The 19,488-nt window shown below is 52.7% G+C and carries 15 protein-coding genes; 8 read left to right on the top strand and 7 right to left on the bottom strand.

Annotation, left to right across the window (positions count from 1 at the left end):
* The first annotated feature begins 80 nt into the window (after window positions 1-80).
* From eutB to ACEN8Q_RS30195, 7 genes are all read left to right on the top strand, one after another.
* Window positions 81-1,052 (top strand): hydroxyectoine utilization dehydratase EutB, encoded by a 972-nt coding sequence (gene eutB, locus ACEN8Q_RS30225; RefSeq protein ID WP_413704152.1) that lies wholly within the window; start codon window positions 81-83, stop codon window positions 1,050-1,052.
* A 36-nt stretch (window positions 1,053-1,088) separates the two neighbouring features.
* Window positions 1,089-2,081: an ectoine utilization protein EutC gene (gene eutC / locus ACEN8Q_RS30220; protein ID WP_413704151.1), complete on the top strand. Its 993-nt coding sequence runs from the start codon at window positions 1,089-1,091 to the stop codon at window positions 2,079-2,081.
* 43 nt (window positions 2,082-2,124) lie between these two features.
* Window positions 2,125-3,315, top strand: a complete 1,191-nt coding sequence (doeA, locus tag ACEN8Q_RS30215) for an ectoine hydrolase DoeA (protein WP_060764070.1) — start codon at window positions 2,125-2,127, stop codon at window positions 3,313-3,315.
* Between the two features lie 3 nt (window positions 3,316-3,318).
* Window positions 3,319-4,320, top strand: coding sequence for a N(2)-acetyl-L-2,4-diaminobutanoate deacetylase DoeB (gene doeB / locus ACEN8Q_RS30210; protein WP_413704150.1), 1,002 nt, complete (start codon window positions 3,319-3,321; stop codon window positions 4,318-4,320).
* A gap of 133 nt (window positions 4,321-4,453) precedes the next feature.
* Window positions 4,454-4,933: an Lrp/AsnC family transcriptional regulator gene (locus ACEN8Q_RS30205; protein ID WP_413704149.1), complete on the top strand. Its 480-nt coding sequence runs from the start codon at window positions 4,454-4,456 to the stop codon at window positions 4,931-4,933.
* Between the two features lie 145 nt (window positions 4,934-5,078).
* A complete protein-coding gene (locus ACEN8Q_RS30200) occupies window positions 5,079-6,551 on the top strand; it encodes an NAD-dependent succinate-semialdehyde dehydrogenase (RefSeq protein ID WP_413704148.1) in 1,473 nt (490 codons plus the stop codon).
* Window positions 6,552-6,562: 11 nt separating this feature from the next.
* A complete protein-coding gene (locus ACEN8Q_RS30195) occupies window positions 6,563-7,948 on the top strand; it encodes an aspartate aminotransferase family protein (protein WP_413704147.1) in 1,386 nt (461 codons plus the stop codon).
* Between the two features lie 890 nt (window positions 7,949-8,838).
* Here ACEN8Q_RS30195 and ACEN8Q_RS30190 read toward each other — a convergent pair.
* The 3 genes from ACEN8Q_RS30190 to ACEN8Q_RS30180 all read right to left on the bottom strand — a co-directional run bounded on the left by ACEN8Q_RS30190 (window position 8,839) and on the right by ACEN8Q_RS30180 (window position 13,526).
* Complete coding sequence (locus ACEN8Q_RS30190; protein WP_413704146.1) at window positions 8,839-11,043, bottom strand: hypothetical protein; 2,205 nt, start codon at window positions 11,041-11,043, stop codon at window positions 8,839-8,841.
* 498 nt (window positions 11,044-11,541) lie between these two features.
* Window positions 11,542-12,942 (bottom strand): DEAD/DEAH box helicase, encoded by a 1,401-nt coding sequence (locus ACEN8Q_RS30185; protein WP_413704145.1) that lies wholly within the window; start codon window positions 12,940-12,942, stop codon window positions 11,542-11,544.
* Entirely contained in the window at window positions 12,939-13,526 is a 588-nt protein-coding gene (locus ACEN8Q_RS30180; RefSeq protein WP_413704144.1) for a hypothetical protein, read from the bottom strand. The genes ACEN8Q_RS30185 and ACEN8Q_RS30180 overlap by 4 nt, the downstream gene beginning before the upstream one ends.
* A gap of 102 nt (window positions 13,527-13,628) precedes the next feature.
* Here ACEN8Q_RS30180 and ACEN8Q_RS30175 point away from each other — a divergent pair, with 102 nt between their 5' ends.
* Window positions 13,629-13,844 (top strand): helix-turn-helix domain-containing protein, encoded by a 216-nt coding sequence (locus tag ACEN8Q_RS30175; RefSeq protein ID WP_413704143.1) that lies wholly within the window; start codon window positions 13,629-13,631, stop codon window positions 13,842-13,844.
* A gap of 111 nt (window positions 13,845-13,955) precedes the next feature.
* Here the strand turns inward: ACEN8Q_RS30175 and ACEN8Q_RS30170 are convergent, their stop codons facing one another.
* From ACEN8Q_RS30170 to ACEN8Q_RS30155, 4 genes are read right to left on the bottom strand one after another with little or no spacing between them, the layout of a single operon-like run.
* Window positions 13,956-14,366 carry a hypothetical protein gene (locus ACEN8Q_RS30170; protein ID WP_413704142.1) on the bottom strand — a complete coding sequence of 137 codons (411 nt, stop codon included), beginning with the start codon at window positions 14,364-14,366 and terminating at the stop codon, window positions 13,956-13,958.
* Between the two features lies 1 nt (window position 14,367).
* The gene (locus tag ACEN8Q_RS30165; protein WP_413704141.1) at window positions 14,368-16,689 is read right to left on the bottom strand and encodes a hypothetical protein; all 2,322 of its coding nucleotides are present in this window, start codon (window positions 16,687-16,689) and stop codon (window positions 14,368-14,370) included.
* Window positions 16,652-18,304 carry a hypothetical protein gene (locus tag ACEN8Q_RS30160; RefSeq protein WP_413704140.1) on the bottom strand — a complete coding sequence of 551 codons (1,653 nt, stop codon included), beginning with the start codon at window positions 18,302-18,304 and terminating at the stop codon, window positions 16,652-16,654. The genes ACEN8Q_RS30165 and ACEN8Q_RS30160 overlap by 38 nt, the downstream gene beginning before the upstream one ends.
* Window positions 18,301-19,389, bottom strand: coding sequence for a site-specific integrase (locus ACEN8Q_RS30155; protein ID WP_413704139.1), 1,089 nt, complete (start codon window positions 19,387-19,389; stop codon window positions 18,301-18,303). Before ACEN8Q_RS30155 ends, ACEN8Q_RS30160 begins: the two co-directional genes overlap by 4 nt.
* Between the last annotated feature and the right edge of the window lie 99 nt (window positions 19,390-19,488).

The following is a 19,488-nucleotide window of genomic DNA, read 5'->3' as shown; positions in this document are numbered from 1 at the left end:
CGGCTAAATTGCCCTAGTACATTCATTGCGACAATCCAGTCCTCTTAGACTGCGCCTAACACCACAGTCGGGACGCGATCATGTCATCGTTGCAGCTACATGATGTTTACCTCGCTCGCCAGCGCATCGAACTGCTTGTCCGGCGTACCCCCATGGAATATTCGCCCAGCCTCTCGCAGCGATTGGGCGTGGCGGTGTACCTCAAACTCGAATCTCAGCAAATCACCGGCAGTTTCAAATTGCGCGGCGCGAGCAATGCCGTGGCGCAGCTGAGCACCGAGGAGAAAACGCGTGGCGTGGTGGCGGCGTCGACCGGCAATCACGGTCGTGCTCTGGCGTATGCCGCTTCCCGACAAGGCGTGAAGGCGACGATTTGCCTGTCGCATCTGGTGCCGGCGAACAAGGTTCAAGCCATTCGCGATCTGGGCGCCGAGGTATGCATCGTCGGCCAGTCCCAGGACGACGCCCAGCGTGAAGCCGAACGGATCGCCAACGAGCAAGGCGCGACATTGCTGCCGCCGTTTGATCACCCGGCCATCATCGCCGGGCAGGGCACGCTGGGGCTGGAAATCCTCGAACAGCAACCGGACGTGGCGCAAATCCTCGTGCCATTGTCCGGCGGCGGTTTGTTTGCCGGTGTGGCGCTGGCGATCAAAAGCGTCAGCGCGAACATCATCACCCACGGCATCAGCATGCAACGCGGTGCGGCCATGCACGGCAGCCTCGCAGCCGGGCATCCGGTGGAAGTCGAAGAGCTGCCGACCCTGGCCGACTCGCTCGGCGGTGGTATCGGCCTGAACAACCGTTACACCTTCAACATGACGCGCGATCTGTGTGACCACCTGCATTTGCTCAGCGAGACCTCCATCGCGAATGCCCTACGCCATGCCTATCGCGAAGAGCGTCTGGTGCTGGAAGGCGCGGCCGTGGTTGGGATTGCCGCGTTGCTTGATGGATTGATTGAGCCGCACGGGCCGATCGTGGTGGTGGTCAGTGGCCGTAACGTCGACGTCGATCAGCACCTGCGCGTCCTCGCAGGCGCGGATGCGTGAACCCCAACAATAACGACTGAATGGAGTGCCGCATTGATGAGTGATATCACCTTATTGAGCGAAGCGGATCTGCGTGCCTGCGTGGCACTAGACCTGCCGAGCATCGAAGCCATCGAACAAGCCTTCGTCCTGCTGGCCACGGCAGCAGTGGCAATGCCGCCGATCCTGCGTCTGGACATCCCCGAGCACAACGGTGAAGTGGACGTGAAGACTGCGTACCTGCCAGGCCTGGAACGCTTTGCGATCAAGGTCAGTCCGGGTTTTTTCGACAATCCGACACTTGGGCTACCGAGCCTCAACGGCATGATGATGCTGTTGTCGGCACGCACCGGTTTGCTCGATGCCTTGTTGCTGGATAACGGTTATCTGACCGCCGTACGCACAGCAGCGGCGGGCGCGGTCGCTGCTCGTGCGCTGTCGCGGGTCGACAGTCGCAGCGTGGCGCTGATCGGTGCCGGCGAACAGGCGGCGTTGCAGCTTCAGGCATTGCGCCTGGTCCGGCCGATTGAATCCGTTCGAGTCTGGGCACGTGACCGCGCCAAGGCTGAAGCCTTCAGCGCCGAATTGGCGCGTGACAGCGGTCTGGTGGTCACGCCTTGCGCGAGCATCGACGAGGCCATGGCCGGCGCGGACATCGCGATCACCTGCACCCCGAGCCGCGAACCTTTGATCGAAGCGCGCCATCTGCACCCCGGCCTGCACATCACTGCCATGGGCTCCGACGCCGAACACAAAAACGAAATTTCCCCCCAGGCGCTGGCGCAGGTCGACCGCTACGTGGCGGATCGCTTGAGCCAGACGCGAATCCTCGGCGAGTTGCATCACGCTCTGGCGGCCGGCGTTATTGCCAACGAATCGGGCTTGGCCGAATTAGGGCAAGTGCTCGCGGGCCAGCGCCCGGGTCGGACCAGCGATGCGCAAGTCACCTTGTGCGACCTCACAGGCACCGGCGCCCAGGACACCGCCATGGCCAATCTGGCCTTCGAGCGCGCGCGTTCGGCCGGCAAGGGCTTTCAGTTCGGCAGCTAATCCACTTTTTTCATCCGTGCGTCATTTATCAGAGGGCATGTGCATGTCTCAGATAGTCGTCAATCTCCCGTTCGAACGGGAGGAATACGCCCAGCGTCTGGCCAAGGTTCGAGCGGCCATGCAGGTTCAGGGCATCGAGCTGTTGCTGGTCACCGATCCGTCGAACATGGCCTGGCTGACCGGCTATGACGGTTGGTCGTTTTACGTTCACCAATGCGTGTTGTTGGCGCTCGACGGCGAGCCGGTCTGGTTCGGTCGCGGACAAGACGCCAACGGCGCCAAGCGCACGGTGTTCATGCAGCACGAGAACATCGTCGGTTACCCGGACATCTATGTGCAGTCCCGGGAACGCCATCCGATGGATTACCTGTCGCAGGAAGTCATCAGTGCCCGGGGTTGGGACGCGCTGACCATCGGCGTGGAAATGGATAACTATTACTTCAGCGCCGCCGCGTATTTGTCGCTGCAGAAAAACCTGCCGCAGGCCAAGCTGATCGACGCGGTCGGGTTGGTGAACTGGCAGCGAGCGATCAAGTCGCCCCAGGAAATCGCTTACATGCGCATCGCTGCGCGCATCGTCGAAAACATGCACGGGCGGATCCTCGAACGGATCGAGCCGGGCATGCGCAAAAATGAACTGGTGGCTGACATCTACAGCAGCGGGATCCTCGGCGCTGATGGCCATGGCGGCGATTACCCGGCCATCGTGCCGCTATTGCCGACCGGTGCCGATGCCAGCGCGCCGCACCTGACCTGGGACGATTCGCCGTTCGAAAAGGGGGCCGGGACGTTTTTCGAGATTGCCGGTTGCTACAAGCGTTATCACTGCCCGTTGTCGCGCACGATCTACCTGGGCAAACCTCCACAGCATTTCCTCGACGGCGAAAAAGCCGTGGTCGAAGGCATCGCCGCTGGACTGGAAGCGGCGAAACCGGGCAACACCACCGGCGACATCGCTGTGGCGTTTTTCAAAGTGTTGCAGAAGTTCGGCATCCACAAGGACAGCCGTTGCGGCTACCCGATCGGGATCAGTTATCCGCCAGACTGGGGCGAACGCACCATGAGCCTGCGTCCCGGCGACACCAGCGTGTTGCAGCCAGGCATGACTTTCCACTTCATGCCGGGACTGTGGATGGACGATTGGGGACTGGAAATCACCGAAAGCATTCTGATCACCGAGACCGGCGTCGAGACGCTGTGCAACGTGCCACGCCAACTGTTCGTGAAGGATTGAGCCATGAGCGAATTGCCCGATAATCCGATCAGCGCCACGGTGGATTTTGCCCGCGAAGGCGTGCAGCACGGGTTCCTCAAATTGCCGCACTCCCGGGACGACTCGGCCTGGGGCGCGGTGATGATTCCGGTCACTGTGATTCAGCGCGGTGAGGGTCCGACCGCGCTGCTTACCGGCGGTAACCACGGTGATGAATACGAAGGCCCGGTGGCGCTGAGCAAACTAGCCCAGGGTCTGATGGCTGCCGAGGTCACGGGGCGGGTGATTATCGTCCCGTTCATGAACACCCCGGCGTTCCATGCTGGTCGGCGCACGTCGCCGATCGACAAGGGTAATCTCAATCGCAGTTTCCCCGGTAAGCCGGACGGCACCGTGACCGAGAAAATCGCCGACTACTTCAACCGGACCTTATTGCCCTTGGCGGACTTCGTGCTGGACATCCATTCCGGTGGCCGCACCTTGGATTTCCTGCCTTTCGCAGCTTGTCATGTGCTGCCCGACAAAAATCAGCAGGCGCAATGCGAAGCCGGAATGCGCGCTTTCAATGCACCTTACAGCATGCGCATGCTGGAACTCGATGCCGGGGCGATGTACGACACCGCCGCCGAGCGTCAGGGCAAAGTCTTTGTCACGACCGAACTGGGTGGCGGTGGTTCGTCCACAGCACGCAGTGTGGCGATTGCCGAGCGCGGGGTGCGCAATCTGCTGGTGCATGCGGGGATTCTCGAAGGTGAGATCCAGACCACGGGGTCAATCATGCTCGACATGCCCGATGCCAATTGCTTCATCGCCAGCGAACACGACGGCTTGCTGGAAATGTGCCGCGATCTGGGCGACAAAGTGAGCAAGGGCGAAGTGATCGCCCGCGTTTACGACGCTACCCGCAGCGGCGTCGCCCCGGTGGAATATCGCGCGGCCCGCAGCGGCCTGCTGGCGGCGCGCCACTTTCCCGGCCTAGTGCAGTGCGGCGATACCATTGCAGTCATCGCCGATGTATTGACCTGACCCCAAACCCTGTGGAAGCGAGCCTGCTCGCGATTGCGGCGTTACATCCATTATTGATGTGACTGAAATACCGCCATCGCAAGCAGGCTCGCTCCCACAGGTTTCTCCCACACATTTAGGAGATTATCGGACCATGTACAAGCTCGATCGCTATGACCTGAAAATCCTGCGAATCCTCGCCGAAGACGGTCGGATCACCAAGTCGAGCCTGGCCGAGGCGATCAATCTTTCGGTGACCCCGGCGTGGGAGCGGGTTCGCAAGCTGGAGGCGCTTGGGCTGATCAAAGGGTACCGAGCGCAGATCGATTGGAACGCGGTGTTCAAAAGCCAGCAGGTGCTGGTGGAAATCACCCTGGCCCGACACACCGCTCAGGACATGCGGCGTTTCGAGCAACGCATGAACGAAGCCGCTGAAGTGGCGTTCTGTTACGCCACTGGTGGCGGTGTTGATTACATGGCAATGATCCAGGCGCCGGACATCGACCATTACCAGCGGTTTATCGACCAGTTATTGCTCGATGACCTGGGCATCGAGCGCTACTTCACTTACATCGTCACCAAAACCATAAAGACCGGGGGTGCCTTGCCAGCCGAGCTGGTGCAGGAGCCATAAGCCGGCGCAAAACCTTCACCGCAAAAAGCCCCTGTTTGCCGGTGTTCAATCAGAAAAAATCTGTGGTTACGCCCCGCCAAACGCCAAATCACCCGGGCTGCACTGCCCTAGCATGGACTCACGCACACAGTTTGGAGTGAACGCCATGACATACAAACATCCGCTGTTGTTCAAAGCACTTTGCTACGTAGACGGGCATTGGGTCCACAGTGAGAGCGGCCACAGCGTCGCCGTGCACAATCCGGCCGATCAGAAGTTGATTGGTCATGTGCCGATGCTCGATCAGCCTCAGATCATCGCCGCCGTTGATGCTGCACACCGGGCGTTTGCGGCCTGGCGTGAACAAAGCCTCGATGCCCGCGGGACGACTCTGCGGCGCTGGGCGGCGTTGATCCTTGAGCATCAGGAAGACCTGGCGCGCATCCTCAGTCAGGAACAAGGTAAACCCCTGGCCGAGTCACGCGGCGAAATCGCCTACGCCGCCAGCTTCATTCCCTGGTTTGCCGAAGAGGCGCGGCGTCTTTACGGGCAGAACATTCCCAGCCATATCCCTGGCGCGCACTTGGGCACCGTCAAGGAACCGGTCGGCGTCTGTGCGCTGCTGACCCCGTGGAATTTTCCTTCGGCGATGATCACCCGCAAAGCCGCCGCAGCACTGGCTGCCGGTTGCACTGTGGTGATCAAGCCGGCCCATGAAACACCGTTTTCCGCATTGGCTCTGGCGCAACTGGCAGAGGAAGCGGGCTTCCCGGCAGGCGTGTTCAACGTGGTGCTGGGCGAACCGCAAATGACCATGCAAACCCTGGTGCAGGACACTCGCGTGCGTTCGGTCAGCTTCACCGGCTCAACCCGCGTCGGTAAATTGGTCCTGCAAGCGGCGGCCCAGGATGTGAAGAAGGTGTCGCTGGAGCTGGGCGGTAACGCGCCGTTCATAGTCTGCGCCGATGCCGATCTGGAACTGGCGGTGAAAGTCGCGGTGGAGGCCAAGTTCCAGACCTCCGGCCAGGATTGCTGTGCGGCCAACCGGATCATGGTGCAGCGTTCGATTTACCCGGCGTTTCTCAACCGCTTTGCCTCTGCGGTGCGCGAGCTGCGGGTAGGCCCGGCGCTGGTCGGTGATCAGGAGCAAAGCGTCGACATCGGCCCGTTGATGCATCAGGCGGCGTTCGAGGTTACGGCCGAGCGCGTCGAAGACGCCCTGCAACTTGGTGCTCAACGGCTGGTCGGCGGTGAAGCGCACGCCCTCGGCGGGTTGTTCTACCAGCCGACGGTGTTGGCCGACGTTACGCCGCGGATGCGTATCTACCGAGAAGAGAATTTCGCGCCGATCGCCGGCGTCATGCCTTTCGACACCCTCGAGCAAGCCATCGAAATGGCCAACGACACCGAATACGGTCTGGCGGCCTACATTTGTTCCAACCGTCTGGACCTGATCTACCCCCTGATTCGCCGCCTCGACCACGCCATGATCGCGGTCAATGGCGTCAAGTTTACCGGCCATCCGATCCCGTTCGGTGGCATGAAAGCCTCGGGGCTGGGCCGCGAAGGCGGCACCGAGGGCTTCGAAGCCTTTGTCGAAACCAAATACTTTTGCCTGCACCATCAAGGCCAGTTCTGAGGAGATCCGCCATGAGCCAAGAACTCGATTCGTTGTTCGAACAAGACCGTGCGCACTTCATGCACCCGTCCACCCATGCCCATGACCACGCCAGCGGCGCGCTCAAGGGGCGCATCATCAAGAGTGCGTCGGGTATTCGTATTCGCGATCATGAGGGCCGCGAATTCATCGACGCCTTTGCCGGCCTGTACTGCGTGAACATCGGCTACGGTCGCACCGAAGTCGCCGATGCAATCTACAAGCAAGCCAAGGAATTGGCCTACTACCACACCTACGTCGGCCATTCGACCGAAGCGATCATCGAGCTGTCGAGCCGCATCATCGACTGGGCGCCCGAGGGCATGAAAAAGGTCTACTACGGCCTGTCCGGTTCCGACGCCAACGAAACCCAGATCAAATTGGTGCGGTACTACAACAACGTACTGGGCCGCCCGCAGAAGAAGAAAATTATCTCCCGTGATCGCGGTTACCACGGTTCGGGCATCATGACCGGAAGCCTGACCGGCCTACCGAGCTTTCATCAGCATTTCGACCTGCCGGCTGAAGGCATCAAGCATACCGTGTGCCCGCATTGGTACCGTAAGGCGCCGACCGGTATGGATGAAGCGGCGTTCGTGCGCTACTGTGCCGAGGAGCTGGAAAAAATGATCCTGGCCGAAGGGCCAGACACCGTGGCCGCGTTTATCGGCGAACCGTTGATGGGTACCGGCGGCATCATTGTTCCACCAGCCGGCTACTGGGCCGCGATTCAAGCGGTGCTGAACAAATACGACGTGTTGCTGATCGCCGACGAAGTGGTCTGCGCTTTCGGGCGGTTGGGTTCGAAGATGGGCAGCCAGCGTTACGGCATGCGCCCGGATCTGATCACCACCGCCAAAGGTCTGACCAGCGCCTACGCGCCGTTGTCGGCGGTGATTGTTGGTGAAAAAGTGTGGAACGTGATCGAAAAGGCGTCCGAATCCCAAGGTGCCATGGGCCACGGCTGGACGTACTCGGGGCATCCGATTTGTGCCGCCGCCGCCTTGGCCAACCTCGATATTATCGAACGGGAAAACCTGACGGCCAACGCCGAGAAGGTCGGCAGCTACCTCAACCGTCGGTTGCGTGAAACCCTGGAAGGTCATCCGTTGGTGGGTGAAGTGCGCGGCGACGGTATGCTGGCTGCCGTTGAGTTCATGGCGGATCGTGAGCAGCGTACCCCGTTCGACGCGGCCTTGAAGGTCGGCCCGAAAGTATCGGCGGCCTGTCTTGAGCGCGGCATGATTGCCCGGGCGATGCCCCATGGCGACATTCTAGGCTTCGCACCACCGTTGATCCTGTCCGAGGAAGAAGCAGACCTGATCGTCGACATCACCAAAAGTGCGGTCGACCAAGTAGCCAATGAGGTATTAGGCTAACGCCTTCGGATCTGAGCATTCGCCCCCCCCAACAAAAATGCCGTCCGATCAATGATCGGGCGGCATTTTTAAGCTCATGTTGAAACCAAGGACGGTAACTAGCGCGTACTCCGCAGGTCACTACTATGTCTGGCAGACATGCAAGAAGGTAGTCAGTAATGCAAATACGTACATCGCTCCAGATTAAAACAAAAATTGCTTTGGTAGCGCTTAAATTTATTCTCTATTTCCTTCGCGCGCTCAACTAACTATAAATTCTGTGTAAGCACTTGGTGAGGCTACCCACGGGTTTTACTCCAGCTCAGCCACGTCGTAATCGAGTAAATAATTATGGGAGGAAATCAATGCCTCAGCACCATTTGCATCGACCATCTCTGCTAATACGATGTCCGATCTCTTGAAAAGAGCACGATAATGCTCGATACATCCATGATGTCTTCTCTTGCCGTGAATTGCGTATGGCGCTACTCCAAATTGTCAACGTAGGCAGTTGTCGAATACCTGCTTGGCGCATTACTAAAGCGAACGAACAGACATCATCAGTCGAGAATGCCCGGTATTCTACACCCTAGACATCAGATGTTCGGGCTCCTGGCGTCAGTATCCCCGACGAATCGCGCTAAATTTGAGTCGGTGGCGCATTCAACTTGCCCTGCGGTATCTGGTGCTTGAATGCGTAGTACTGCCACCGGTCGAACTGCTCGAAAAACCTGTCGCTCTCCTCTCACAGGCGGTGCTTTTCTCCCTCCAGCCGGTCAATCTTCTGCACTGCATTGCGGAAACTTGCCGCTTTCTGCCCATTATGGCCACGAAGCATGCTGGTCAAATCCAGTGCAATCGGTGGTCATAATGAATGCAAATGACTGGTCAGGTCGAATGCAACCGGGTGGTCAAGTGGAGTGCAATTTCGCAACTTGGCTTGCAATCTCGCCCTCAGGCGCGATAAGCAACTTTGATACAGATCTAAAAACCGCTCGGAAATTGGCTAAATTTACAGATGCCCGCAGTCGATAGATTTCGTGCGGTACCTCCGCCAGGGTGAAGAGCAACTGGTCGGTCAAATTTGTAAACGGCAGCCAGTATGCAGCTGTAGGTTGAGCTTGCGTTGCGGCATGCAACTGTCGCCAGAAAATCGGAAGGTCCGTAAATATTGCAGCGCCAGTCACTTGCGCCATAAACATCGAAAGTTCAAGCGGTGCACAGCGAAACGCCATGAGCTGGCTGTGCTCCTTTCCAGGCTGAGTCGGCTGTAGCAGCGCTAAGGGGTCATCATCCCTCAGCTTCTTGAACTTTCGAGCCATTTCATCGACATCGGCAATATTAAGATGAGGCGACGATTTGCGGATGATGCTGCTGATAGATTCAAGGGGTAGTCGTGAGAACAGTCGCTCAGTGTCGTCCTCGGCAAGCCACTTAAACATACCGGTGTCGTCGTGAAACTCCTCTGCATCACTGACGCGGGATTCCGCCATCTCCCGCATCGCGTTGCCAAAAGCAAATTCCAACTCCCCAGGGTCAGGAACAAAATGAACTATACCGGCCCGAATGAAAGGCTCTAGCTCCAGTAGGAGCATTACATTTTTGAGGGTCTGCACCCGGTGTTGAGACGGATTTTCGACAGGGCTGAACTCGGGGCGTACACACGCCGGATTCATAAACGGGTTGAGTAAAACTACCTCGTCGAAATAGCTGGACCAACTGAGCACACTGGTAACCACAGTGCGAGGATCGATACAGCCCATGTAAACCGCCCGGAAAATCCGAGGGTCCGGCCGCGGCCAAAGCTCTCTGAAGTTTGTATCAACTGGCCACAGTGCTTGAAGGCACCGATAAATTTGCGTGACGTGCTCATCGTTGAGTTCTGCTCGCACGTCGCCCCAGCTTTTGCCGCTGTCCAGTCCAAGGATGTTTTTCACCTTGCCGACGAACATCAGGTTCCGCTCTCGAATGCTTGCAACAGACCAGGTAGGCCGATGCGCTTCAGGAATATCCTTGCAACACGCTGTAAACGAATACCCGCTACCGCAACCGCATTCAGCTTCATCATCGATGGGATATGAGGGTGGCGATTTCTTCAGGTACTCATGGCTGCCTGAAGTACGCCCGTACGGGTCCTGGTAGAGGGTCGAGCCATCGTCGTAACCAACGTACATTTCCCCGCCGAAATGCCAAAGCTCGTCAGCTGGTGGGCGAAGCACTTCCCCGATCTTGCCCCAATCGCCGGCGTATTCCCGTTCCGGGTAGAGCCAATCCTCCACAGGCGCCGCCACATGTTTGCAGGCGCGAGATTTTAGAAGGTAATTGATTGCCAGCACTTGGTCTCGGGACAGCGCCCTGGAACGGATCCATGCATCCGTTCGAGCCAGGCTTTTTCCGAAGTTGCGGGCATTCTGTCTCTCGGCTAACAGGTCGACACCCTCTGTCTGTTTCGCGTAGTCGAGGTGGCTAAGGATTAGGCAATGCTCGGCATCTAGAGGGAAAATCGTTTGCGTCCCGTTCCATTGCACGGACGGCTCATTTGGGTAGCGACATGTCGGCGCATCTGGAGGGCAGGCCGCATTGTAGAGGGTGACAGGATGGTCGGTGATTATGAATTTAACGTCCGACTTTTTCGCGGAGACGATCTCGCGAACCCCTTCACTCCAGATGGTCAAGTTCAGTGCCAACAAGTGCTGCATTTCTCTCATTAGCCCGGACTGATCAAGCTGCGAGTAGTGTGCATTGATCCAATCTAGACCTTTCGGTGTGCGTAACTTCTGTGCGCCGAGATACTCGAAAAAAGGCGTAAACGCGTCATGAACTTCCTCTGGCTGACCACCGGCCAGTTGACGAATCGCAACGGCCCCAGAGTTGTCGATCTCTCCAAAAAGCAAACGCTCGATTTCATCATTGGGCTGTCCACCAGGCCAGGTGGTGTAGAGATCTGTTTTTTTGAAGCTACTCTTCGGGACGCGTTTGGAGACTGATTTTCCTAGGCCATTCCGATAGATGGAGGGGGACAGATCAAGATAGAAAAATTGCGCTCCAGGCGCGGGCAAAAAACGCTTCTGGTACCAGATTGGTACGTAGTGGTTTTCGTGGGTCTGTTGGTCCATTGATAGAGATTTCCGGAGGTTGGGATTGATACATGACCAGCTTCACATCGTCAGGTGGACGCCAAAGATCACGGAGCCAAAGCGGGCAGCCTCCTTTAAAATGGATGATGACTATCGACGATAGTTAGCCCCCGTACTCTCGTCCACGGTTGAACAGTCACGCATGTATTTTCCCTGTGCCTCGCAGCTATCGGACTCTGAGTTATCTCCGACGATCGATATCCCATCCAGAAATCGACTCGCGCGAGCTGAACGCCTTTCAAGCAATTGACGTGCTTCTCGAGTGATTTTGATGGCCATCAACGCCTTGATGAACCGCGCTTTCTTACGTCTGTTTTTCTGTTTCCGCACAAGAGGTTTCTCGCATTGGCACCAACGCAGTGCTGCCACTACCAAAATTAACTTTGGGGAGCCGGCATTTTGTGTCCGCTGGGTCGGTGAACTGTGAAGCCGAAGCTGAACCTTTCCAACCACAGCCACGCTAATGGGCTCATGCTCTCAATACACGCTCAGAAGCTGAGTTCGGTAGTGCTGAGAAAAATTGAGTTCATACAATGCGGGCTCGGATGAGCCGATAATCGAAATAGCGTGGTCGCTACCCATTCGGGAATAGGCTCCGCCCATTGAACCTCCCAAGATAGCGATCTCAATGCCACTGGGATCTTCTGGATGGTCGTCAATCTGGTCGTCGCACTCTAACTGCGAAGCTCGTACGACACTCAATACGGCATGATCATCGGGCAAATCATCGGCCAAACGCTCCGAGTACTGCTGGAGCGCAGGTTCCGCAAGAACATACAGCCAAGCTTTTTCATCCGCATCATTTGAGCGCCTGAGGATTCTGCCCAACACCTGGCGATAGTGCAGTTCGGTACGTATACGACTTAGATGACAGCAAACCTGAAGCCTAGGTATGTCCGTCCCCTCGCTGATCATGCCAACCGCAATAATCCAGGTGCAGCCACCATGTCGAAAATCATTGATGACCTGCTGCGCGTTTGGCGTCTTATTGGTCACGACCTGACACACCTCCCCCTGTGCACGCATAAGGTCAGCTATGCGGTGAGCGTGCTCAATGTTTGTCGAAACTACCAGGCCGCCGGCTTCCGGATGGCGCTCACGGATTTCGCGAAGCTTTGTACACCCTAACAACAGAATCTGCCGCAAAATATCGTCATGGAACAGCAGATCTTCATAAGACACGGGTGACTCAGAAAGTAGCCTGGCAATACTCGGATACGTTGTGACGGTGCCTTCTGTGGATAGCGTTTCAGTTAACCTCACCATGTTGTTATCCAAAACGACGATGCGCGGCGACCGACATACGCCGTCAGCGATTGCCTCCTGCAGGCCATATCGGTAATCACAGATCAGCACCCCGTCTGGCTGAGAATATCGAGCAAGCGCTATTGCCTTCTGGTCAGACCTCCAAGGTGTTCCCGAGAGAGCAAGAGTGAAGGTGGCGCGATCTTGAATCCTTTGCAAAATCTGCTGACCCCATGCATTGCTTAACAGCAAGTCATGGCCGGCGCAGTGATGGATTTCATCGAAAACTGCGAACACCCTATAGTCGTCGAAAAGTTTCCAGAACGCTGCGTCTCGATATTCCATTCCTTGATACGTGCAAGCAGCACCGACGGCACCTATCAATCCATCTAGGCGCCTCCCTAGAACGTCAGAGAACGTTCTCTGAAATCCATCCGATGTTTGCCGTGACGGAGCAAAGCAAAGAATCAAATCTATCTTGTCTTGCTGCAGCAACAGCCTGGCCAGCTCCGCTGCCATTTTAGTCTTGCCAGCACCGGGAGTTGCTTGGCAAAAAAAATGAGGTTGTTCGGTGAAGTGCTGAATAGCCAACGTAATGCATTCGTGCTGCCATATCCTGAGAGTGGCGTTCATGTGGCAGAAATCGCCTTAAGCGTATTTTCGATCGCACGAACGTGACCAAGGAGCTTTGAGCTCCTGTCACGGACTTCCAGATAAACCCCTTCAAAACGCCCCTTCAGATGAGGAATCTCCTCAAACAACTGCTTGTACCGCTCGGTCTCGCCCAAGGATGAGAGCAGATCAAGCCGGGTCTCCTTAAGCATCACTTGAAGGCGGGCCTGATCGTCTTGCCCTTCCTTTGAGCTAGGCACAGAGCATGGTATTTCTCTTCCCTCATCTGCTGGAGCTTCCACAGAATCTACGGTCATGGAGAAGTTCCCATCTACCAGTACGAGCTGCAGCCGTTGCGGCATCTCCAGCATACGAAACACCTGTCCCCGCTTTTGACGCTGCACTGCCATCTCCACCCAGCCAGCACGAATTAATCTTCGGATCTGTTCATAAACATAAACGCGCACATCTGCGAGCCGAAAGCTTGAGGGAGGAAGGAGTGCCGCATACGCATCTCTCAACTGATGGGTCGTGAACTCCCCAGAAAAATGATCGCAAAGCAGAGAATGGAGCTGCCTGTCGAATTCGAATAAATCTTGTTTCATGCAGGCGCCTCAATGATCTTTAAACAAAAATGCGGATTATAGTCCGTGGCCGATTGGTCCGCAAACACTCGATAGTCTTTCCTCATGTGTGTCGAGGCGGCTATGGGGAATCTGGCGAAAGAATTGGGGAAAAAGATCAGGCAAGCGAGAAAAGCAAAAGGACTATCGCAGGACGTCTTCGCTCTGATTTGCCAAGTTGACCGAAGCTACATGGGCCGAATTGAGCGAGGCGAAGTCAACATCACGGTCGAAAAGCTGTACCAGATTGCCCAAAGCCTTGAATGTGCTCCAGCAGAACTATTACCAAAGAAAATTTAGGAAAATTTCTGTGTTAGTCACCACAATACTCATTTTTTGCGTACCAACTGAATCACCCGAGCTGTCTAAAAACTACACCATGCTCTGAAAAAATGAGACAAGCTTTGCATATTAGTTTTTTTGTACTTCCTCAGGTCTTCGCTTAACTAAAGCATAGAGATCTAGATTGGGAATTGTATTTGCATTCAAAAGCATCCTTTCAATCATTCGAAGTTGTTCAACATTATTTTTTTTCAGTACTTCAACCTCAGCCTTCAGGTTCTCTATCTGTTCGACCAACTTAACATCAGAAGCTGTAATTTTTGTGTAGAGCGAGGGTGATGCGCCTCGAAGTTGCGCTTTCTTGTTTTTGTATGATGTAGCTATACCCACATAAGTGCAGAGAGTTTGTCTTGTCGTTTTTATCGCAACTTCAAGCTCAACCTTTGTCACCAGCGCATCCCAGGTAAGCTTACCCGTCCATTTGGTCAGCATAATCTCTATCTTGCGTTGTGCTTGGGCAGATATTTTTGGTTCGACCACGTTATGCCTCCTTATTGTTAAGGCCGAAAGACGACAAAAGAGAACGTAACTGAGGATTGGTATCAGCCGAAGCGCTCGTAGCTTTATCTTCAATCAAATCTTTTAAGCGCGCCTCAAAATTTGGAAGCGCACACGCAACTTTTGTTATGACCATCGTACTTAAATCGATCAGATTGAATTCAGAGTTTTTGTTCGAGTAACGAATTGTGGTACCTGCGGAACTACCTCTCATCAGATCAATCAGCATCGAAAGAACATGAACATTTCGAGAATGAATAACATACCATTGTCTCATTGCCTGGGACGTTGGTAGGCGAAGGTCCATTGCTACAGAATCTAATCTCATGACTTGAAATGATAAATCTTTCAATAACAGTTTTATAGCATCCTCATCCCCGGCGATGTGACAACTTTCTGGACACAAGAAGCACTGGGAGACGAAATCATTCAAATAATCACATGGAGTCACGTTTAGATTTTGGGTGCAAAGGCCCGTTGAAGTGAGCGAGGCCGGTAGGTTAGTTGCTTTTGCAAGCTGTTCTTGAGAGAAAATCCTAATTGTACGTTTGTCAATATCGGGAGAATTCATTATCGCACTCACTCGACCCGATTTTTCCTCTTCACTCGTATGGATATAAGTATGAGTTTGCTCAGAGCTTTTCCTCCCCGACCACGCAGTTATTATTTCTATAGGGATATTACTTAAGTCCGCGAGGGTGTTGGAGAAGTGACGCAAACTATGCGGTGACAGGCTTAACTCTGATGAAAATCCGTAACTTTGAAAAATCGACGTGATGTCTCGATTCAAGCCGATTCGAGATAGTACAGATTTCCCTAGAGATGCTAGTGGCACCACAGAAAAATTTGATTTTTGGAAAAGTTTCCCACCGCTCCCTCGATTATTAGAGCCCCCATAAATCCAGCTTCCCAAGAAGCAAAACATCGCATTTTTTAGCGGAAGACTTGACTCACCACTAGAAAACGAAAGCGGAAATTCGGGAAGAATATTTTCTTTATAAAACGAAATCCACCAATCTTGTACCTCTCCAATTGTGACAGTTACTTTATCGGAGAATATATTCGGAATGTTGGAGTATCCGAATAAAATTGGTAGCGCAGACAAAGACTGAGCCCCAGTATAAGATACCGACAACCGGTCCTCAGACCGCAAAGACCAAATTGGTTTTTGTTCAAAGCACTTACCTCTTTGAGTGCGGTGAATGGAAATCAGATCAGCACCTTCCTTCAGTACCGGAACGCACTGATTAACTCCATAGAACCCTAACGCATAACCCAAAGTAAAAAGGTTGGGTCGCTGATCTAAAAATAAATTACGCTTTAGGTCAGGTGCTATCTCGAGGTCTCCGAGCAAAGCATTAAAGCTCCGACACGGCGTCTCGTAAAATCTACATAACACTCTTGCCGGTTCGCATGCTTTAAAAAAAAAGTTCATAGCTTTCGTAACTGGTTCAGCCAGAGCCGAAAGCACATGGTTTTTATAGTTCCCATACCCTTTACTTCCAATCCAATCGAGGTAATAAACTGGCGCCCCGTCTCCTTCGGAATGAGAATGAAGCTTTTGCTTGGGTAGGAGTGGTATTTCGGCGGAGGTACGATTTGGTGACGCTAGAGATAGTGCAGTAAAGGTAACAATTAGGGCATCCCGCATTATTATCCTCCCACCTGGAAGAAGCACCCCATCTTCATCCACATGCTCAAACACATTAGAAAAAATAGTACCTAGAGCAAGGACAGTCGTGATATCAGGAAGCTTTTCCAAAGCGCTATCAAGATAAGCGTGCCCCGTTCTATCTCTATTATCACTCCTATTTAAGTTAATCTTTCTCATCACCCCTTTCTTGACACAAAAATCAAAAAAATAGCGCAAGCGAGCAACAGTACGCTCCCCAAAGTCAAGGTTGTTTACTGTTGACTCTGTTTGGGTATAGAGGTCTCCGTCCATATGAGACAACAGCTTTCTGGCCGCTGATGTCTGAGCTTGCTTTTCGGTGGCAGATAAATTTTTATTTACCACTTCGATAATCCATACTTTTATCAGATGGTTATAGGGATAAGGGAGGGAATCAGTAGGCAGGCTACCTGCATTGCCTTTTCCTTTACGGCCATGTATTCCGCAAAGATACCTAGTTCTGCGTCCGGTATTAGGATCAATGTGGTACCAAATCAGATCATCAAAATCCGCCTTGCTGCCCGCCCCCTCGAATTGCTTTAGTTCGGCGTCACGATATGTGTCGATGAGTGACTCTAACCGATCGAAGTATTTATTAATCCTCAATTGCGCTCTGCCTTGAAAGGTGTTCATCGCAAACGGCTATTGTTAGTTTAATCCAAACAATCTGTCGTTCCAATTTTTCAATGCTCCGGGCGTGAAGAGGATTGATCAGGGAACTGCGATTGACCGCAAGCTTATCCTCCGCGAGTTCCAACACCGATTTGTGATCGCCTTCAAGCAAGGGACGAAAATTTGGGCATCCATAGCACCCCAACGGTCTCCCCATTACCGTTGAACAGGTAGTACATGAACGCTTGTTTTTAGGGCTTCCAACAGGATTGAACTTGCTATCAAATATAGCCTCATCACTTTCCGAACCTGGCGTTAAGGCACTACTAAATGCCTTCTTCAGAAACTCATTACCGATATATTTGCAGTCAATCTCCTGCCTCGATTTGTAATCCAAGTCTATATAGTATCTTGCCGCCGGCACAGTAACTCCGGTTATCCTTGCCAACTGAGCAGCAGGAAGTCCATCTTGAGCACCGCGAGTTAATACGGTATGACGAATCCTATTGGAAGTGACTACGCAATCAGCTGCTCGATCAGATGTAACCGAAACCCATCTAATGGCGCTTGTCACAGCCGCCTCCGAAACGTGGTAGGCAGTAGAACGCGATGTAAACAGCCTCTTAAAAGAATCTATAGAGTTAAAATGCATTTTAAATAGACTAATATCTGGAAACATAGGCATATCAGTCATTAAATTCAACATTTCGGACTTATCCACGCTGACTCCCGACGATTGCATTAACATCGTAAGTCCTTCCAGCATTACCCTTTTATAATCTATGAGTACCTTTGAAAGGTTATCAGAAATATAGAGAGGGTAGCGCTCGGGGCATCCCCTAGAAAAGCTCAACCCTGTAGACTTTGCTATGAACACTCGTAGCTGCAGTGCTTGCCCAAAAGTAGCACTAATTTCATCCGCTGCACGGACCCTTGCATCGTTAAAGCTTGCACCTATGGGGATCAGATCGGACCATTTCAAAAGAGAAATTTGAATCGGCCGACGGACGATTGAAAGCAATAGCTTGTTAGTAACTAAGTTCCTGAGGCGACCGTAAAAACTTGATGCTTGATAAAAGGAAAGCTCTCTATCGCCGGTCCATTCAAACTCTTGAAGGCAATAATTAATCTGCTTCGCCAATGAGTCGAACTCACTATCATTTAACGCACCACTGGAAGAATCAAGTGCATTTACACGCACTTTATCCAAGTGCGTGGAGGTAAACAAATGAAAATCCTTAAACTTCTTATGGCCTTGTTTAGATAGAGTTCCAAAAAATTGATTAAGCCCTTTCTTTTGGTTTGTTTTAAGCCCACTCCAAATCGCCTTTAATCTGTCTAACGAGGGAATTCCACCTAACACAAATGGTTTCACATTAGTATTTAAGCCGGATGCTGTGCTGGCAGCCTTGGTTCGGACGTAATATATAAGAACATCCAAAATCAAATTTTTCTCATCATCTGGCATACCTGATGAGTGTATCCACCCTACGTACAAACTACCTCCTTTTCCTTTATTTGGGAGTATGACCCATACGTCATCGTCAGTATTGACTACCAGGCCAGATTTAGCCGTAACCAAAAAAGCTTTTTTCTGGCTAGCTTTTGCTCCTTCCTGCTTTTTGTATTGAATCATTTTTTTTGATCTACTTTATGCTGGTGCGCTAGGGATAACTCCCTCGCTTTCAATGCAAGTCGCTTGTCATTATAAATATTATTCATGGTTGTATTTTGCGACCAACCCATAGCATATTTTCTAATATCCTCAAGACGAGCAGCATCGACACCACACCGTTCACCCTTTTCATCGAATATTTCATTCCATTTGTGACGCAACATATGAGGGTGCACATGAACGCCCAGTGCTTTTGAAATTTTCTGGAAGAGCGAATTGATTGATTTCAAGGATAGCGGTTGACCCGCTGTACCTTTTGAATCATTTTCACTTACAAACACGAAGTCATGATATTGCGCACGTGTAAATGCTGCACGCACGTGATCAATATAGAACTCAACTTGATGCATAATATTTTTATCAACCGTAGCCAAATGCGCCTTTGTCTTTTGGTTGGGTTTTTCAGCGCGTGGATCTGTCGGGTCGTTTCCTGATCGATATATAGATATCTGATCGAAAGTACCGTAGAAGTGAAAATCTGAAACTTTCAACTTTCCAAGGGCACCTCTCCTGATGCCGCTTTGTGTTAGCAGATTGACAATCAGATAATTTCTGACTCTTGAAGCCTTGAATGGGTTATTAGGAGAAGAAGGCATAATCAATTCTAGTAACTCCAAGAAAATATCATCCGAAAGGACTGACTCCTCAGCGCCGCTTACTTGTTGACTTCCATTTCTTCCAAGCGCGACTTCATCTAATTTAATCTTAGCGACCAGTTCATTGAATCGCTTCCCAATCTTCTCATCAAGCTCATGCACTTCGTGAAACAGCTCAAATAGCCAATCAAGAAAACACCTAAGACGCCTGACGCGTCCTAGCAAAGTCTCGTTAGATACCTTCGCCATGCCTTTCTGATTGGCGACGATGACATTCCTCAGGTGCTTATCAGTTACCCTAAAATTTTTTACATTTGACGCTGCATCAAAAGCTCCTTTGTTCAAGCAGCACCTGTCATAAAACTGCATATATTCCTTTTGCGAAATAAACTTTCCCGATGCAACCCGTGCTGGTAGGTGGATGTTTTTTTCAGAAAAGTACTGCAACACGAACAGCAACTCATTCGCGTATCTAAATCTCGTATTAGGCGCATTAGCAGACAACGGGCCATTGAGATAGCACGAAACATAAGGATCGATAGGGCAATC

Origin of the sequence: Pseudomonas sp. Pseusp16 (assembly GCF_047324915.1) — a bacterium.
In the GTDB taxonomy this organism is placed as follows: Bacteria; Pseudomonadota; Gammaproteobacteria; order Pseudomonadales; family Pseudomonadaceae; genus Aquipseudomonas; species Aquipseudomonas fluorescens_CD.
Note: the sequence above shows the minus strand (reverse complement) of the source record. Positions and strands in the feature narration are given on the sequence as shown.

Excerpts from the sequence above, each read along its gene's own strand:
- eutB (WP_413704152.1), top strand. The coding sequence starts at position 81 with ATGTCATCGTTGCAGCTACATGATGTTTACCTCGCTCGCCAGCGCATC.
- eutC (WP_413704151.1), top strand. The coding sequence starts at position 1,089 with ATGAGTGATATCACCTTATTGAGCGAAGCGGATCTGCGTGCCTGCGTG.
- doeA (WP_060764070.1), top strand. The coding sequence starts at position 2,125 with ATGTCTCAGATAGTCGTCAATCTCCCGTTCGAACGGGAGGAATACGCC.
- doeB (WP_413704150.1), top strand. The coding sequence starts at position 3,319 with ATGAGCGAATTGCCCGATAATCCGATCAGCGCCACGGTGGATTTTGCC.
- ACEN8Q_RS30205 (WP_413704149.1), top strand. The coding sequence starts at position 4,454 with ATGTACAAGCTCGATCGCTATGACCTGAAAATCCTGCGAATCCTCGCC.
- ACEN8Q_RS30200 (WP_413704148.1), top strand. The coding sequence starts at position 5,079 with ATGACATACAAACATCCGCTGTTGTTCAAAGCACTTTGCTACGTAGAC.
- ACEN8Q_RS30195 (WP_413704147.1), top strand. The coding sequence starts at position 6,563 with ATGAGCCAAGAACTCGATTCGTTGTTCGAACAAGACCGTGCGCACTTC.
- ACEN8Q_RS30190 (WP_413704146.1), bottom strand. The coding sequence starts at position 11,043 with ATGGACCAACAGACCCACGAAAACCACTACGTACCAATCTGGTACCAG.
- ACEN8Q_RS30185 (WP_413704145.1), bottom strand. The coding sequence starts at position 12,942 with ATGAACGCCACTCTCAGGATATGGCAGCACGAATGCATTACGTTGGCT.
- ACEN8Q_RS30180 (WP_413704144.1), bottom strand. The coding sequence starts at position 13,526 with ATGAAACAAGATTTATTCGAATTCGACAGGCAGCTCCATTCTCTGCTT.
- ACEN8Q_RS30175 (WP_413704143.1), top strand. The coding sequence starts at position 13,629 with ATGGGGAATCTGGCGAAAGAATTGGGGAAAAAGATCAGGCAAGCGAGA.
- ACEN8Q_RS30165 (WP_413704141.1), bottom strand. The coding sequence starts at position 16,689 with ATGAACACCTTTCAAGGCAGAGCGCAATTGAGGATTAATAAATACTTC.
- ACEN8Q_RS30160 (WP_413704140.1), bottom strand. The coding sequence starts at position 18,304 with ATGATTCAATACAAAAAGCAGGAAGGAGCAAAAGCTAGCCAGAAAAAA.